Origin of the sequence: Fontibacillus phaseoli, assembly GCF_003337355.1 — a bacterium.
Classification (GTDB): domain Bacteria; phylum Bacillota; class Bacilli; order Paenibacillales; family Paenibacillaceae; genus Fontibacillus; species Fontibacillus phaseoli.
This window is the reverse complement of sequence record NZ_QPJW01000002.1, coordinates 443216-460480: the sequence shown is the minus strand read 5'-3', so window position 1 is coordinate 460480 and position 17265 is coordinate 443216. Positions and strand designations below refer to the sequence as shown.

Genomic DNA, 17265 nt, shown 5'->3' with positions numbered 1-17265 from the left:
GAAGCTGGATTAGAATGGGACTGGTTAATCCCGGCTCAAAGTGGTATGAAGAGATTTAATAGGGAGGTTAAAAGGAATGAACAGAAAAGTAGTGGGTCTATTGGCAGTAGTGATGGCCGTATCCATGTTTGCTACGGCCTGTAACAGTAACAACAGCAACAATGGAAAGGCAGGTACGACTACAGAGAATAGTGTAAACCAAACGAATGAAAGTGCATCCATTCAGTTTCCCTTGAAAGAAAAAACCACCTTAAAGGTGGTTGCTCGAAGAGCTCCGCTGGCGCCAAGCGATTATAACCAAATGACCATGGCTAAAAAACTTGAGGAAATGTCAAATGTTCATATCGAGTGGAATACCATTGTCGAGACAGATTACAACGAGAAGAAGAATCTGCTGATAGCAAGTGGCGACTTGCCTGAAATGTTCTTCGGAGCCTCGTTCACAGATACAGAGCTGATGAAATATGGTAAGGACGGCACTATTATACCTCTAAATGATCTGATTGACAAACACATGCCAAACTTGAAAGCGTTATTTGACAAAAGACCGGATATCAAAGCCGAAGTTACTGCCCCAGATGGCAATATTTATTCCCTTCCTGCGGGTGAAGAGTTAGGCAGCGGTCAAGAAGAGATTGGTGCCAACCCGGATTTCCTCTATATAAATGAGGATTGGCTGAAAAAGTTAGGGTTGACAATGCCAACCACTCTTCAAGAATACCATGATGTATTGGTGGCATTTAAAACCAAAGATCCGAATGGCAACGGAAAAGCGGATGAAATTCCGTTATCCTTTGTCAATGCATTCTGGACGGGCGATATCGGTTATCTGTTCGGAGCCTTTGGTGTACCAGACAAAACCTATCAACCTTCTAACAATGCATACGCTGAACATTTGAACGTGGACAATGGTAAGGTTTCTTACGCAGCTATTCAAGATGGATATAAAGACGCTATAAGGGAGATTGCGAAATGGGTCGAAGAAGGGCTTGTTGATAAGGAATCCTTCACTCAAGAATATACGCAATATTATGCGAAGGGGAAGACAGAGCAAGAAACCCTTGGCTCATTTCTCTGGTGGGACCGTACGGACGTAGTGGGTCCTGAACGTGACAAACATTATCCGATCGTGCCTCCCTTTAAAGATATGGTTGTCAAATGGAACAGTGGTTCCGCAATTTCTAGAGGAGGTTCGGTAATTACAAAAGAAGCAAAGAATCCTGCATTGATTGCTGCGTGGTTGGATTTGATTTACAAACCGGAAACTACTGCGGAAGTCCGTTGGGGCCCGATTGGCGAATGGTTTGAGAAAACTGCTGATGGTAAACTGGTGCAGAAGTCGGATATCAGCAATCCGGGAGAGTTCCGTCAAACCGTATCACTAGGTGGTGGCGGCGTATTCACTGGTGAAGATTTCCAAAATATTGCGCCTCCTGAAGCGCGTGCACAGCAAAGACTGGATGATATCAAAAATATTTTTGTACCGCAGATGCAAAAGGAGAAATACCCGAATATCTTCTTTACAGAAGAAGAGTTGAAAACTATCGAAAAGCTGAAACCGGAGATTCAAACGTATACTAATTCCATGCGCGCTAAATTTATGTTGAATGGGGTTTCTGACTCCGAGTGGAACGATTACCTGGGTTCGCTTAAAAATATGGGCTTGGATGATTTGATGAAGGTTTACCAAGATGGATATGATCGTTATCTTGCAGCCCAAAAATAAATTAAGATAGTTAAGGCATATAGCAAGCCTGAATGAAGTGCCTTCACTCAGGCTTGCTATATATGTTTTCGGATTAGAGTCGTATATATAAATGATGAATTAGGGGTGGAGAACCATATGGTTGACATTACAGCAATAGGTGAAGTACTGATTGATTTTACTCCGGCAGGCTTGTCCGAGAAGGGAGAGCAGCTATTTGAATGCAATCCCGGTGGTGCTCCTGCGAATGTGGTTGTTGTTCTATCAAAGCTTGGAAAATCCACGGCATTTATCGGTAAAGTGGGTGATGACCAGTTTGGAGAGTATCTTACTCAAGTATTGCAGGGTAATGGTGTTGATACAAAGGGGTTAGTCAAGGAGAATAAGGCGAGTACTACGCTGGCTTTTGTTCATCTGAAAGAAGATGGCGACCGTACATTCAGTTTTATCCGTAATCCAGGTGCTGATATGCTTCTAGGAATGGATGATATTGATCTGGAGCGTATCAAGGGTTCGAAAGTCTTTCATTTCGGATCTGTATCAATGACTCATGAACCTTCTGCAAATGCAACGCTAACAACATGCACATATGCAAAAGAGAATGGAGCTTTGATATCATTTGATCCCAATTTGAGACCTGCACTTTGGCGGAATTTAGAAGAAGCGAAGTCCAGGATAAAAGAAGGGCTTGCTCTTGCGGATATTGTTAAAATCTCCGAGGAAGAACTTGAGTTTATTACGGGGACAACTGATTTGGAAGAGGGTACTCGTCAAATTCAGTCACAATTCAAGGTGAAAGTGATACTGGTGACTAAGGCTGAAAAAGGGTGCTTCGTTAGGTTTGGCTATGGTTCCAAATTCGCTGATGTGCCAGGTTTCAAAGTTCATACCGTTGACACTACTGGAGCGGGAGATGCTTTTCTTGGCGGGTTCCTCTATCAGCTGCTCGAGAAAGGATGCAGTATCGAGCAGATCAGAGATCAGGACTGGATCCCGATTATAAGCTTCGCTAATGCAGTGGGGGCTTTGGTTACAACAAAAAAAGGAGCCATTCCCGCTATTCCAACCTATCGACAGGCAGCGGAATTAGTTCAGTCTATCGGCACCGATTTGTCTGCTGAATCATACAGGCCTCAATTCCATTATTCTCCGCCTGCTATGTGGCTAAATGATCCAAATGGTATGGTCTACTTTGAAGGAGAGTACCATTTGATGTATCAACATCATCCCGGAAACACAGTGTGGGGCCCTATGCATTGGGGACATGCGGTTAGTAAGGATCTCGTAAAATGGGAAACACTTCCTGTAGCCTTGGTGCCGGATCATAACGGGGCTATCTTCTCTGGAAGTGCAGTTGTTGATTGGAACGATACCAGTGGATTTTTTGATGGCGGGCTAGGCTTGGTTGCAATATTCACCCATGCAGATATATACCCGGATTCTGACAGACCGCGGCAGCGCCAAAGCCTGGCATACAGTAAGGATAAAGGCAGAAGCTGGACACTCTATTCTGGGAATCCGATTCTGAGTGATGCTGAAATCACCGAATTCCGGGATCCCAAGGTATTCTGGATGGAGAAAACTGGCCACTGGATTATGGTCCTTGCATGTGGAGATCATATCCGCTTTTATCGTTCCGTTAACTTGAAAGATTGGGATTTTGCCAGCGAATTCGGAAAGAGAGATGGTGCGCACTACGGTGTGTGGGAATGTCCTGATTTATTTGAGTTATCCATCGATGGGTCGACTTCAAAAAAATGGGTTTTGTTAGTGAGTATCGGAGACAATCCGGACTATCCGGAAGGTTCCAAAACCCAATATTTCATTGGAAGCTTCGATGGCTTTGAATTTATAAATGATAATGCTCCTGATACTGTGCTGTGGTTAGATGAGGGAAGAGATAATTACGCCGCTGTATCTTGGTCGGATATTCCGGAGGAAGACGGACGGCGCGTAATTATCGGATGGATGAACAACTGGAAATATGCCAATCAGGTACCAACCGCTTCCTGGAGAGGTGCCATGACCCTCCCCCGCTTACTATCACTGACCAACCGGAACGGTAACGTAATTCTATCGCAAATGCCTGTTCAGGAGATAGAAAAACTGCGGAAAGAGACCCACTCATGGAGTGATTTAGCAGTAACAAGCGAGAATCCGGTAATTCACGAGACTAACGGAGACCTGTTGGAGATTGATGTGGACCTTGATGTCCACTCCGGAGACGAAGTTTGCATCAAATTAAAATCTTCTGGACAGTATGAAACAATTATTGGTTATGATCCTGAGCGAGAGTGGTTGTTTATCGACCGTTCTAAGTCCGGTCTCACTGATTTTAGCCCGTCATTTGCATGTAAGCACGGTGCTAGATTGATCCCGGAAAATGGTAATATCAAGTTGCGAATCTGGGTGGATCGCAGTGTGGTCGAAGTGTTTGCAAATGATGGAATAGTTGCGCTGACTGATCAGGTTTTTCCTGTTAACCCAATTGAAAAAGTGCAGATAAGCGTAGAGACAGGGAGTGCAGTGCTAAACTTGCTTCATATCCATACTCTTGGTTCCATTCATAAGCCCGATGGCAGCACAGAGCAGATATCAGGGAGGGTTATTGTATGAGCGGAATTATCGATAATAAAGGTTTAATGATGTATTGGGCCTTTGATGAAGGGACGGGAGCAAGTGCTCTGGAGAGTATATCCGGAACCCAGGATGATGTACAGTATGTCTTTAACCAAGCGGAGTTCACCGAATCTTGTACTCCACCGTGGCGACAGGGAGTGTCTGGACATGGGCTTCTCTTCGATGGTTACTCGTCGTACATTGCCCATTCCGCTCACGGAGAAGCGGGGGATGGAAGACTGGAATATCTCTCAGCTCTCAGTATCGGGGTATGGGTTGCCCCGCGTACCTATGAATGGGGATATGAAAGTAAGCTCGCTGCCATCGTGAACCAACACAATATGAATAATAAACAGGGATTCTTGCTGGGAATGTACCGTCATGGCTCCTGGTCTTTCCAAATTGGACTTGAGGGAGGAGACTGGAAGGAACTCTGGTCACCGGACGGTTATGAACTGCCAAAGAATGAATGGTCTTACCTAAACGCTGTTTTCAATGGGAACGATGGAGAAGTTAAGTTGTTTCTTAACGGTAGTGAGATCGCTTCAACTGCTGTTGACCGTGGTTCCCGCATGGCTGCGGCGGCGGACACAGACTTGCTAATCGGCAGGAACAATCACAGCAGCAAGCTTGCAGAAGTATTCAACCTTCATATGTTCGGCGGGATCATGGATGAACTGAAGATTTATAACCGCGCCTTGAGTAATGAGGAAGTAGCAGCTTCTTATCGGGAGGTGTTGGATTCTGCACCCGGAGGTACCGTGCCGCAAGTGAAATATGATGACATCAAGTTGGATCGTGCACCACTGCTGGCAGATCGGCATAGACCGCAATATCATGTCAGCCCGCCAGCTCACTGGATGAACGAACCGCATGCACCGATTTATTTTGACGGTCACTATCATTTGTTCTATCAGCATAACCCGCAAGGGCCTTACTTTCATCATATTCATTGGGGACATTGGGCGAGCAAGGATATGGTGCATTGGCGCGATCTTCCTATTGCTCTGGCACCGGAGAAGGATCAGCTCGCACCGGACGGGATCTGGTCAGGAAGTGCAACTTATGATGCGGACGGACTTCCTGTCTTATTCTTTACCGCGGGCAATGATAGTGCTTCGCCGAATCAGAGCGTGGCACTTGCAAGAAGCACTTACTCTGAAGATGGAGACACTGATTTGGTGAAATGGATCAAACATCCAGAGCTGCTCATCGTACAGCAAAAGGGAATGGGTGCATTTGGAGATTTCCGGGATCCGTTCGTGTGGAAGGATGAGGACGTCTGGTATGCCCTGGTCGGATCAGGGATTGAGGGCGGAGGCGGGGCAGCATTGGCGTTTATCTCGCAGGATATGCTGCACTGGACGTATAAAGGACCATTTTTTGAAGCAGATATTCAGAAGTTCCCCTATCTTGGACCCATTTGGGAGCTCCCTGTATTTCTTCCTCTTGGCAGCGACAAGCATGGTGTGAGCAAGTATCTCTTGCTGGTCAGCCCAGTGGGAGTTGGCGCCGATGTTGAGGTTTTCTATTGGATCGGCCAGTTTAATAAGCACGAGTTATCATTCATACCGGATCAAGAGGAACCTCAATTGATTGATGTCGGCGATTTCCATTTTACCGGTCCGAGCGGAATGGTTGATCCGAAGACGGGCAGAAATATCGTTTTTACAATTGCCCAAGGGGACCGGACGTCTGAGCTGGAATACCAATCAGGCTGGGCTCATAACGGCGGATTACCGTTAAGCGTGTATTTGCGGGAGGACGGACGGCTGGGAATGGAGCCGATTAAGGAGTTGCAATCGCTGCGGGGCGAGAAACTACTATCACTTCGTGACAAATCATTGGCTGAAGCTAATGATTTGCTCCAAGATGTTCTGGGCGACATGCTTGAGATTCAATTAGAACTGGAGCCTGGCACTGCGAAACAACTTGGAATCAAAGTCCGACAGTCGCCGGATGGAGAGGAAGAAACGCTGCTGTATTATGATTTAAATGAAGTTATGCTCTTAGTGGATCGGACAAAAACAACGCAACATCCGGGGGAAAAATGCAGCGGAATTCAGGGTGGTAAGTTGGAACTACTAGGAGAAAATCTGAAGCTGCACATCTATTTGGATCGCTCCATGGTTGAAGCCTATGCCAATGGATTGAAAAGTCTGACGACCCGGGTGTATCCGAGCCGTAAAAATGCTCTGGGACTTGAGATTTGGGGAAATGGGGAACTATTAGTGAAATCCATGGAGATTTGGGAGATGCAGTCCGTTTGGTAACGTGAGCGCTTAGGCGCTCCTTATTAAATCGTATGAGTAATGTAACAATTATTAAAGCTATTTTGATCCCTCTAAATGGAAGCGCTTCATTCACTCCTTTTTTACTTCATGACTATGCATCCTTGTATAAGTAGGGCAATTCAGAATTGCATACGAATATTTGCATGAAAAGGAAATAACGAAGGAGGCTCGTTAGATGAAGGAAATCAAAAGAAGTAAAGCATGGATCTCCAAAATGGTTATAGGGGCTTTGGTTCTTCAGCTTGCAGTTCCCAGTATCTCTGCTGCAGCCGAAGCAGTAGTTAGAAAAGTGCTATTGTAACGGTAATGTACCGGCAGGCGGCAAAGCTGTACTGTTTGACAAACAAGGTGCAGGCGCTCTTTCTATGATCCGTATCAGAACAGATATTGGAAGACAGAGCGAGGAACGACAGCGGAGTTTGGCCCGACAATTGGCCATTTCAATGAAATGGGATAATGAAGAGCATCCTTCTGTATGGGCGCCTTTAGGTGATTTTTTTTGGTACATGCCGTTCTCAGAAGGTGCAAGGATTGAAATTGTAAATGACGGTACGGAGCCTTGTGAGGTAGAGGCTGATTTTCAATATACATCTTTATTGAAATCCACTACGGATAACCTCTTGCGATTCCATGCCAAATGGCACCGGGATGAGTTTCTGAATCTGGATACTGAACGCTTTACGGATGGCGGTGACCGCTGGCCGGATTGGCCGCTGCTGCTGACAAAAGGCCGGGGAAGATTCTGCGGTGTTCATCTTCACGTATACAACACCTGGGGGAAACTGGACGAGGAAGCCGAGGCATGGTGGTATGGGATAGGAGACAGGAAGACCATTGACTGGTGGTGGGGCGAGGGAGACGAGAAGTTTTTTGTGGATGGTGAAACCTTTCCATCTACATTCGGAACGGGTAGCGAGGACTACATTGGTTATGCCTGGGCAGCAGAGCCACCCTTTCCTATGTTTGATAGCGCCTTTGCAAGTCAGCCTTTTGTTGAATTAGATGCCAATGGGCACACCTCAGTGAATCGTTTTCAAATTTGCGACAATGTTCCCTTCATGAACTCCTTTGAAGGCTATATTGAGAAATATAAAGGAAATCAGTGGGGCTTTAATAATCAGTGTTTGTATGCCGCCACCGTCTATTGGTATCAGGATCGGGGTACAAGAGATGCTTATACGCCGGTTTCTTTAAATGAACGCTTAGCCACTTAGAAAAACGGGAGGAATAACTAATGAAAGAATTTTTTTATCGTCCGGAAAACGCTTGGGTAGGGGACGTAATCCCCTACTATGAAGACGGGGAATTTAAACTATTTTATCTCCATGGCTGGAGAAGCAATTATCGTGAAGGCCTTGAGCACGGCTGGCATTTACTTGGAACGAAAGATTTTGTGAACTACAGGGAAGATGGAGCTTGCCAGATCGAAGGCGGAACCGGCCATATTCTCAAAGTGGACGATATCTATCACATGTTCTATTGTATCTTTCCCGAAGGGAAACAGTTCGCCTGCCATGCCATCAGCAAGGATCTGCGGACATGGGAGCCAATTCCTGAAGACACTTTTGGTCCGGATGGCGAAATTTATGAGCTGGCGGACTGGCGTGATCCCTTTGTATTCTGGAATGAAGAAGAGGGCCAATACTGGATGCTGATCGCAGCCCTTGCAAAAGGTTCGACGAACCGGAAAGGCTGCACTGGTCTGCTGTCGTCCAAGGATCTCAAGCATTGGGAGTACCGTGAGCCGCTGTATGCACCGAACCTGCATGTGGGAGCGCATGAATGCCCAGACTTGTTCCGGATGGGGGACTGGTGGTACCTCATCTATTCTTCTTATACGGGGCGTTTCGGCACATTTTACCGGATGAGCCAATCTTTAAACGGGCCTTGGATTACTCCGCAGGAAGAGGCTTTTGATGGACGTGCTTATTATGCGGCCAAGTCGGTATCCGATGGACAGAAACGTTATTTGTTCGGCTGGAATCCGACGAAAGATGACGATCTGTTCGGCTGGAACCCGCCCAAAGCTTCAGGCAAAGACTATGACACCTGGGATTGGGGCGGCAATATGATTGTGCATGAAATTATTCAACGTCCGGATGGAACACTTGGTGTGAACGTACCCAAAACGGTTGACTCTGCCTTTACCGAACAGTTACCCACGAATTTTGAGGGAATTGCAGGAGATTGGTCGATCACTGACGATGTGCTACTCTGTGAATCTCCTTATGCTTTTGCAGGCTGTATCACACAGGAGGAACTGCCCGATCAGTGTAAGATTTCTACAACCGTACGTTTCTCGGGATCGACCCAGGGTCTAGGGTTCATGCTTCGTGCAGGTGAAAGCCTTGATTTTGCCTACTATATTACGCTGGAGCCCCAACGCAGCCGGATTACCTTCCGCGGGCCGATTATGCAATCTGAGGAGGGAGGCAAAACCTTCCCATATGATGTGGAACTGGAACGTCCGTTCAAGCTGTTGCCGGAACACGAATACGAGCTGAAGGTGTTTATTGACGGTACGATTTGTGAAATTTATGTCGGCGGAGATGTGGCAATGAGTGCAAGAATGTACGACATTCAGCACGGAAAGCTTGCCTTGTTCGTCAGTCAGGGAGCAGCTGAGTTTAAGCAGGTCAATATAGAAATGTTAGGAGCTTAAGCATTCAGGATCAGTATGTCTTTTGGATATCATCGCAAAGCAAGTTTAGGAGATAAAGTAAACGGATCAATAAAGGGATGGATTTTTAATGGAAGAGCAAATTCTTAAAATAAATGAAAACCCTGTTCTCAACACTTACAAATATTATGGCAGTTTAATGAGCATGATATCTGATGATCCTAATATTTGACCTTGGTTTCATAGTCTTTTTGTACAAGTAGTTTATTGCCACGAAGGAAACTGGTATTTCTTCGAAAATGGAAATGATCAACAATTATTCGATCAATGCTTGTGATTGGAGAAGTATAGCTTACCGAATTACATTATTCATAAATACCAATGTTTTCGTGAGCTTTTAAAGGAATCAATCGATAATGAGTATTTTGTTCTGGCTAATTTTGATAACTATTTTATAGAAGCTTCTCCTTCTTCTTACCGACAACATCACTTCATCCATGAAGCACTGGTATATGGATACGATCTAAATAACAACATCGCTTATGTAGCTGATAACTTGAAGAATGTAAAATACGTATACATCTGAATCTGCGCTATTTCTTTTATAAAAAAAAGAAAAGTGACTATACTCTTTTTAATTTTAATTATATTGTCCATTCTTTGTATTGTTATAAAAATGGAGTACCTTCATTAAAAGGGCCTATATTATTTGAAACCCGGATATATGGTTTAACTGTTCTTCAGCACATGATTCAAGACAGCCGGATCAAAAAGCTCGGTGGGAATGCGCTAGACATCAGGGCCTATCACCTTCAGTATGAGCATAAGAAGTGTATGGTATTAATGCTGTCTTACATGATCGACCATGGATATCTGATAAGTGGAGAAGGGTGTTTAACAAGCTATAAGAAGTTAGCTTCTGATGTATTGATATTACGGAATTTTGTAGTCAAATATAATCTAACCAAAAAGCTAAATTTACTTGATACTGTAGAACAAAGATTAATGGATGTTTTAAAGATGAGACACAATTAATAGATGATTTGTTTGAGAAACTGACATAAAGCTGTGTAAGGAAGGGGTAATGGATCTTCAAAAGAATGAGGAAAGCTAGTGTAAGAATATGATAGAGGCTGGTTGAGACTTAGTTTTCAATGAGGGCCACAAAATAATAATGCAGAAAAACCGAGCAGGGGAACAACGAATCCCTTGCTCGATTTTTTGATCAATTTTCCTGAAGCATATTCAGAAATTAGCTGGTTCGCCGCACCATCAGTTCCGTCGGAAACACTTGTTCGACAGGATCGAGCCGCTGACCGTCGGATTCGATAGATTCGATCATCAGCTTAGAAGCGGCCTCGGCCAATTCGTTGATAGGATGTCGAATGGTCGACAAGCTCAGCAGTTCGGAGACGGTTGGCATATCGTCGATACTTAAATCTTTGCAAGCCTTTAAAGCCCCGATGGCGGAGATGTCGTTTAAGCAAAACAAGGCTTGGGGCAACTGGTGATAGTCGTTGACGCGTAGCACATGCGCTCCATAGGACAAATTATGGCGGCCTACCGTAATGACCGGCACGTTGAGGTCCATTAATTTTGCCATGAATTTTTCCGTGTCCATCGTTGCTTTAACTATAATCCCGTCGACCATCTGGACATTCATAAAGATTTCTTCAAAGTCCAGTAGAATGATTTTATATCCAAAAGACTTTAACTGCTGCTTGATGACTTTGGCAAATCCATATATTGACAATATTACAAAACCATGATATTTTCATGGTGGAAAACCGGTTTCCCCTTGTGGTGAGATTAAATTTACAGGAAGGAGTTGAACGCAAGCAGAGGGCTAGTGAAATTAATGAATCAATCAGCAAGCCGGAGAATTCTGGTTGACAGAAGTAACTACAAGTTGCAAGTAGGCAGATGTGGGGAAGGGACGGAAAGCCGGACTACATTTTGTAAGCGCTTCATAAATTAGAGGAGGGATTAAATTGATGATCAGAAAGCGTCGCTTAACGCAAATCCTTATGGTCGCCATCATGTTCCTGTCGATCATCGCTAACGCATTCGTTGTTTCACCGCAGCAGGCGCACGCGGCAAGTATCGGCACTGTGGATGAGAACGACACGATCTACCAAATTATGGTGGACAGGTTCCACGACGGGGATCAATCCAACAATGCTACGGGATCCGCCATCCGGTATGCAGAGAACGGCGAAGAAGATTTCCGTTACATGAAGGGCGGGGATTGGCAGGGAATTATTGATAAGCTTCCTTATATCCACAATATGGGTTACACGGCAATCTGGATTTCTCCCGTCGCGGAGCCGCAGATGACGAATCGGGAAAACAACGGAACCGGCCGCAACACGGCTTATCACGGGTACAATGTGAAGGATCCCAATGCCGCAAATCCGTACTTTGGCACGAAGGAAAAGCTGAAGGAACTCGTGGACAGCGCCCACGCACTCGGAATCAAGGTCATCATCGATGTCGTGCCGAACCATGTCGGCGACTACATGCTCGGGACGCAAGCCTACTACGACATTCCGAGCCTGCAACCGGCGGCTCCATTCAATAATCCTTCCTGGTACCATCACAACGGGGATATCAACTGGTCGCTCGTTGACGGAAATTATACGCAATGGGCACAGGATTACATCGAGAATCATGACTTGGCCGGGCTCGATGATATCGACTTCGACGTGCCCGCCGCCAAATCCGCGATCTTTAATTCAATAAAGGGTTGGTTCGATTACACGGGAGCAGACGGGGCCCGCGTTGATGCGGCGAAGCTGATCAAGCCGACGGACATCGGCGAACTGCAGAACCTGCTCGGCGTAAACACGTTCGGGGAGAATTTCGACGGCAACGCGGAATTCGTCTCTCGCTGGGTCGGCCAGAACAAAGAATGGGGGATGCTCGACTTCCCGCTGTTCTTCTCGGTTCTGAACAGCTTCGCTTACGGCCAGTCTTTCGACTCCAACATCAAGAGCACACTGGCCCAGGACTCATACTATAACGGCAACGCCAATCACATGGTAACGTTCATCGACAATCACGACCGCAACCGGTTCTTGACCGAAGCGGGAGGAAGCGTCGAGAAGTTGCAGAACGCGCTGACCTTTATCTTTACGGTGCGCGGCGTGCCCGTCGTCTTCCAGGGCACCGAGCAGAACAAGGGTAACGGCAACGGTTCCATTATTACCGGAGGCATCGCCGATACTTGGAACCGCTGGTCGATGGTGAAGCGCGACGGTAACGGCAATGTTGTTCAGAACTATTTCAACGAAAATACGAGCACATATCAATATGTGGCGAAGCTGAACCAGATTCGCAAAAATTACGAGGCATTGCGTAAAGGTACCCAGCGTGAGATGTGGTCGGCTCAGAACCTGTATGCGTTCTCGCGCCGTATGGATAATGGCGCCAACTTGGGCCAAGAGGTTATTTCCGTCTTCAGTAATGCTTCCGGCGGTACGCAGACGGTCACAATCCCGCTTCGCACCGAAAGCACGCTAGCGGTCGGAACCGTATTGGAGAACCAACTGAATACTTCGGACAAGATAACCGTGGCCTCCGGAGGCATAACCGGCAAACAGATCACGGTCAGCATAGGAGCCAACTCGGCGAAAATCTACGCAAAGGCACGGACGGACACGACTGCTCCGACAGTGCCGAGCAACGTTACGGCAACCGTTCAAAGTTCCACTAGCTTGAAGATAACCTGGACGGCATCGAGTGATAATGTTGCGGTCACCGGCTACGAAGTGTACCGGGGCGGCGTCAAGGTCGGCACGGCGAACGGCACTTCGTATACCGATAGCGGCCTGTCGGTAAATACGACTTATTCCTACACGGTGAAGGCTTACGATGCGGCAGGCAACAAGTCCGCGGCGAGCTCGCCACCGGCAACGGCAACGACGGGAGCTCCGGATACGGAAGCGCCGAGTGTACCGCAGAACGTTAGCGCTACTGCATCTTCGTCTTCTTCGGCAAGTATCACGTGGAGCGCGTCGAGTGACAACGTCGCCGTCACGGGCTATGAAGTATACAGGGATGGGGTCAAGGTGGGAACCACGGCTACTACTTCGTACACGGATACGGGTCTCGCAGCAAATACGTCCTACTCCTATACCGTGAAGGCCTATGACGCGGCCGGCAACCTGTCGGCGTTCAGTGCCGCAGCTCTCGTCACGACGGCAGCCGGCAATAATGTGACGATCTATTATAAGCAAGGCTTTACGACACCGTATATTCATTATCGTCCAGCAGGAGGAACATGGACGACGGCTCCGGGCGTGCCGATCCCGGCCTCTGAATATGCCGGCTTTAACAAGATCACGATCAACATCGGTACGGCTACGCAGTTGGAAGCCTGCTTCAATAATGGCAGCGGAACGTGGGACAGCAACAATTCGCAAAACTATCTCTTCGGCGTCGGTACATGGACGTACACCCCGACCGGCCATATCGCGGCAGGAGCGCCAATTGTCGATGGGAACGCTCCGAGCGTACCGCAAAACGTGAGCGCGACGGCTTCCGGGACTTCGGCGACCGTGACGTGGACGGCGTCGAGTGACGACGTGGCGGTGAGCGGGTACGAAGTGTACCGCGACGGCACGAAGGCGGGTACAACGGCTACGACGACCTACAATGATACGGGCTTGGCCGCGAACACGACTTATAATTACACGGTGAAGGCCTACGATGCGGCGGGCAATGTATCTCCTGAGAGCGCGGCGGTTTCCGTCACGACTCAAGCGGGCAATTCGGCGACAATCTATTACAAGAACGATCTATTCTCCTCGAAGTACATTCATTACAAATTGGACGGATCTTCGACCTGGACGACGGCTCCTGGCGTGCAAATGAGTTCTTCGTCGTTCGCGGGCTACAGCGTTGCCACGATCGAACTTGGCTCAGCTACGGGATTGACGGCAGCGTTCAATAACGGAGCCGACTCGTGGGACAACAATGGGGGCAATAACTATCACTTCGGCAGCGGACCGTCAAGCCTTGTGAACGGCAATCTGAATTCGGGTGAACCGCAAGAGGACAGCGTGACGTTCCTGGTATCGGTGCCGTCGAACACGCCGGCTGATAGTCCGGTGTATATCTCGGGCAGCTTTAACAGCTGGAATACGGCCGATCCTGCATACCAGTTGACGAGGGGCAGCGACGGGATTTATAGCATTACGGTGAATTGGCCGGCGGGGACTTCGGTTCAATACAAATTCACGAGAGGCTCATGGACGACCGTGGAGGTTGCATCTGGCGGGGCTGACGTTTCCAATCGGACGCTGAGCCCGGCCGGCGGAGCGCAGACCACCCCGGTTACCGTTGCTCGTTGGAAGGATATATAGCATAGAAGAAAAAGCCGGACTGGAGTCTCACTCCAGTCCGGCTTTGTTTTTGAGGGTAGATTTCCGTACGTTAAGCTTTGGTTGAAGAAGCAAGGAAGGAAAGGGAAGGTCGGGTCGGTTCATTCGCTCGATCAGCATCTTCCCCGCCGTGGCGCCTAATTCGAACGTGTCGATGAATAGGCTTGTAAGCGGAGGATTCGTATGCGGCGAGAACGGATAATCGTCAAACGTTGCGATGCCGATCATGCCGGGTATGGCAACCCCCGCTTGTTGAGTTGCCTTAAGCGCTCCAAAGGCGGTGTAATTATTCATACATACGAGCGCATCCGGCGGATGATCGCTTTTTAGCAATTCTAGTACCGCCTGATAACCGTGATTCTCATCGGCCACGCCATGAATGATCCGGTCTTCGCGATACTGAATTCCCGCCTCCAGCAAGGCTTGCCTGTATCCCTGGTGGCGTTTCGTGAAGATTCTCTCCAAAGGTTCCCCTCCGATGAAGGCGATGTCACGGTAACCTTCACCAAGCAGATGGCCGGTAAGCATCTTGCCCCCTTCGGCGTTATCATAATCCGCCCAAGGAACCGGTCGGGAATTATATTCGCCGATCGTCACGAACGGGAAGGCGAGGCCGTTCAAAGTGTCGACCATCTCATCGCACATAATAGCATTGTTCGAAATCAGTCCGTCGATACGGCCGCTTCGGACGAGCCTGTTTATGACGTTGCGTTCCGGATCGTTCTGCTGCACATTGGCGATCGTCAATTCGTATTTCATCGGACCGATGACGCTCTCGATTCCGGAAATGATATGAAAGAAGAACGGGTTCATGTACTCGCTTTCTTTGGACATGTCGATGAGCATCCCGATATTATGACTACTCCGCTTCGCCAAGCGGGTCGCGATGCTGCTGGGTGTGTAATTCATCTGTTTCATGATCTCCCGTACTCTCGTCTTGGTCTCCTTGGAGATCTTGGGAGAATCGTTAAGTACTTTGGATACGGTGGATTTCGCTACGTTGGCCGCCTTGGCGATATCTTGGATCGTAACTTTCATGAGCATTCCTCCCGGCATTAATTTAGGGAAACCGGTTTCACAAGACAATAAACTAAACCCGTTTAACCACAATATACCATATCCTGCAAGGAACGACCATGAACATTCACAGGAATGAAATGTCTTAAATCAAGAACCAAAACAGCTAAATAGGGATGATATTAATGTATTACCGAGATGTAGCGGTCGTTGCGCAGCAGGCTTTGTGCTTTTTCCCGCTTCCGCAGGCGCAGGGTTCATTGCGTCCAGGTGCCTTGCCGTTAAAATACTGCTGCAAATTGTGGGCAAAAAGCTCCTTGCGCAGCCGCCCGCCCAATTCCTGCATTCTTTCGTCGGCATAGGCGTAAATCTGCATATAGCTTTGACAGAAGAAATCCGTATCGGACTGGCCTCCATCGATGCTCCACTTGCGGTTCCGCGGACACCCGCCATAACATAAACGCTGCCACTCGCAAGACCGGCATTTTTCCGGCAAGGCAGGTTTCATCCGGTGGAAGCGCTCATAGTTCGGATGGGCCAGCATGTCTGCCATGGAATCACTAGCGACGTTGCCGATCTTCCATTGCTCATTAATGTAGAAATCGCAGGGAAAGGCATCCCCGTTCTGCTCAAGTACTAGACTGGTAGGGCAAGCAGCCATATGCACGCAGTGCTCGGCTTCCCGGTTCAAGTAAACGCTGAGCATATTATCGAAAAAGCGGAGCGAAATTTCCGGTTTTCCGGCATTGTACCATTCGTCGAAAACTTCGCAAAGGAAATCCCCGTACTCGCGGGGGGTTATTTCATATACTCCCGGATGGTCGATTTGCTGGGATCTGAAGTCCATGCAGGGGATAAACTGGACGAAGTTAAATCCGTTCTCCCGGTAAAACTTCATCAATTCCTTGGCTTTGCCGACATTGCCCTTATGGATGACCGTCAAGATATTAAAATCCACCTGATGCCTGCGCAGATGTTCGATGCCGGCCATTACGCGATTATAACTGCCTATGCCGGCGGAATTCACCCGGTGGGAATCATGGATTTCCTTCGGACCATCCAGACTGACGCCGATCAGAAAATGATAGGTATTAAAAAATGAAGCCCAGCGGTCGTCGATCAGCGTGGCGTTGGTCTGCAAAGAATTGCTGATGACCGTATGCGGCGGGGCATACAAGGCTTGAAAATGAACGACTTCTTCAAAAAACTCGTATCCGGCCAGCAAAGGTTCTCCGCCTTGCCAGGCAAAGGTAGCGCTGCCTTGACTGTGCTGCATGTAATCTTTGATGAATTTATCCAAAACGACGGAATCGATTCGGTTGATTTTAGGTCCCGGCTTGCCTCCGCAGGTACTGTAATAGCAGTAGTCGCAAGCCAGATTGCAGTCTTCCGATACGGTCTTCCACATGACGCCGATTCCGGAATGATGGCTTGTAATACAGCCTCCCGTCAAAGTAATCCCCCCCCGTCTACATTTATTCCAAAGATATCACCCTGTCTAGATAATGTCAAAACAATGAAAAGTTATAAATGAAAACGCAAATAAAGGGGGATTAAAAAGAAAATTCCCCAGTCTTTATTTCATTATGGATTTAATCCCTGCGAATAAATTCGAAAACAACATCC

The 17265-nt window shown here is 47.6% G+C and carries 11 protein-coding genes; 8 read left to right on the top strand and 3 right to left on the bottom strand.

Annotated features, from left to right (window positions below):
- Window positions 1–76 precede the first annotated feature (76 nt).
- The 7 genes from DFP94_RS09440 (at window position 77) to DFP94_RS26560 (ending at window position 9824) form a co-directional block, all read left to right on the top strand.
- Complete coding sequence (locus DFP94_RS09440; protein ID WP_114496217.1) at window positions 77–1726, top strand: ABC transporter substrate-binding protein; 1650 nt, start codon at window positions 77–79, stop codon at window positions 1724–1726.
- Window positions 1727–1843: 117 nt separating this feature from the next.
- Complete coding sequence (locus DFP94_RS09435; protein ID WP_114496216.1) at window positions 1844–4321, top strand: PfkB family carbohydrate kinase; 2478 nt, start codon at window positions 1844–1846, stop codon at window positions 4319–4321.
- A complete protein-coding gene (locus tag DFP94_RS09430; protein WP_114496215.1) occupies window positions 4318–6597 on the top strand; it encodes a GH32 C-terminal domain-containing protein in 2280 nt (759 codons plus the stop codon). Before DFP94_RS09435 ends, DFP94_RS09430 begins: the two co-directional genes overlap by 4 nt.
- A gap of 196 nt (window positions 6598–6793) precedes the next feature.
- Window positions 6794–6919, top strand: a complete 126-nt coding sequence (locus DFP94_RS26275; protein WP_281269475.1) for a hypothetical protein — start codon at window positions 6794–6796, stop codon at window positions 6917–6919.
- A gap of 64 nt (window positions 6920–6983) precedes the next feature.
- Entirely contained in the window at window positions 6984–7832 is an 849-nt protein-coding gene (locus DFP94_RS09425) for a glycoside hydrolase family 172 protein (RefSeq protein ID WP_114496214.1), read from the top strand.
- Window positions 7833–7852: 20 nt separating this feature from the next.
- Window positions 7853–9280 carry a glycoside hydrolase family 32 protein gene (locus tag DFP94_RS09420; RefSeq protein ID WP_114496213.1) on the top strand — a complete coding sequence of 476 codons (1428 nt, stop codon included), beginning with the start codon at window positions 7853–7855 and terminating at the stop codon, window positions 9278–9280.
- Window positions 9281–9575: 295 nt separating this feature from the next.
- Window positions 9576–9824 carry a BtrH N-terminal domain-containing protein gene (locus DFP94_RS26560; RefSeq protein ID WP_484102788.1) on the top strand — a complete coding sequence of 83 codons (249 nt, stop codon included), beginning with the start codon at window positions 9576–9578 and terminating at the stop codon, window positions 9822–9824.
- 666 nt (window positions 9825–10490) lie between these two features.
- Here DFP94_RS26560 and DFP94_RS09410 read toward each other — a convergent pair.
- A complete protein-coding gene (locus tag DFP94_RS09410; protein ID WP_245954659.1) occupies window positions 10491–10991 on the bottom strand; it encodes a substrate-binding domain-containing protein in 501 nt (166 codons plus the stop codon).
- 241 nt (window positions 10992–11232) lie between these two features.
- On the opposite strand from DFP94_RS09410, the gene DFP94_RS09405 reads away from it, so the two are divergent.
- Window positions 11233–14604: an alpha-amylase family glycosyl hydrolase gene (locus tag DFP94_RS09405; protein WP_245954657.1), complete on the top strand. Its 3372-nt coding sequence runs from the start codon at window positions 11233–11235 to the stop codon at window positions 14602–14604.
- Between the two features lie 27 nt (window positions 14605–14631).
- Here the strand turns inward: DFP94_RS09405 and DFP94_RS09400 are convergent, their stop codons facing one another.
- Both DFP94_RS09400 and DFP94_RS09395 read right to left on the bottom strand, forming a co-directional pair.
- Window positions 14632–15660, bottom strand: a complete 1029-nt coding sequence (locus DFP94_RS09400) for a LacI family DNA-binding transcriptional regulator (protein WP_114496210.1) — start codon at window positions 15658–15660, stop codon at window positions 14632–14634.
- A 169-nt stretch (window positions 15661–15829) separates the two neighbouring features.
- Window positions 15830–17092, bottom strand: a complete 1263-nt coding sequence (locus tag DFP94_RS09395; protein WP_245954653.1) for an anaerobic sulfatase maturase — start codon at window positions 17090–17092, stop codon at window positions 15830–15832.
- Window positions 17093–17265: the final 173 nt, after the last annotated feature.

Excerpts from the sequence above, each read along its gene's own strand:
- DFP94_RS09435 (WP_114496216.1), top strand. The coding sequence starts at position 1,844 with ATGGTTGACATTACAGCAATAGGTGAAGTACTGATTGATTTTACTCCG.
- DFP94_RS09425 (WP_114496214.1), top strand. The coding sequence starts at position 6,984 with ATGATCCGTATCAGAACAGATATTGGAAGACAGAGCGAGGAACGACAG.
- DFP94_RS09420 (WP_114496213.1), top strand. The coding sequence starts at position 7,853 with ATGAAAGAATTTTTTTATCGTCCGGAAAACGCTTGGGTAGGGGACGTA.
- DFP94_RS09430 (WP_114496215.1), top strand. The coding sequence starts at position 4,318 with ATGAGCGGAATTATCGATAATAAAGGTTTAATGATGTATTGGGCCTTT.
- DFP94_RS09400 (WP_114496210.1), bottom strand. The coding sequence starts at position 15,660 with ATGAAAGTTACGATCCAAGATATCGCCAAGGCGGCCAACGTAGCGAAA.
- DFP94_RS09405 (WP_245954657.1), top strand. The coding sequence starts at position 11,233 with ATGATCAGAAAGCGTCGCTTAACGCAAATCCTTATGGTCGCCATCATG.
- DFP94_RS26275 (WP_281269475.1), top strand. The coding sequence starts at position 6,794 with ATGAAGGAAATCAAAAGAAGTAAAGCATGGATCTCCAAAATGGTTATA.
- DFP94_RS09440 (WP_114496217.1), top strand. The coding sequence starts at position 77 with ATGAACAGAAAAGTAGTGGGTCTATTGGCAGTAGTGATGGCCGTATCC.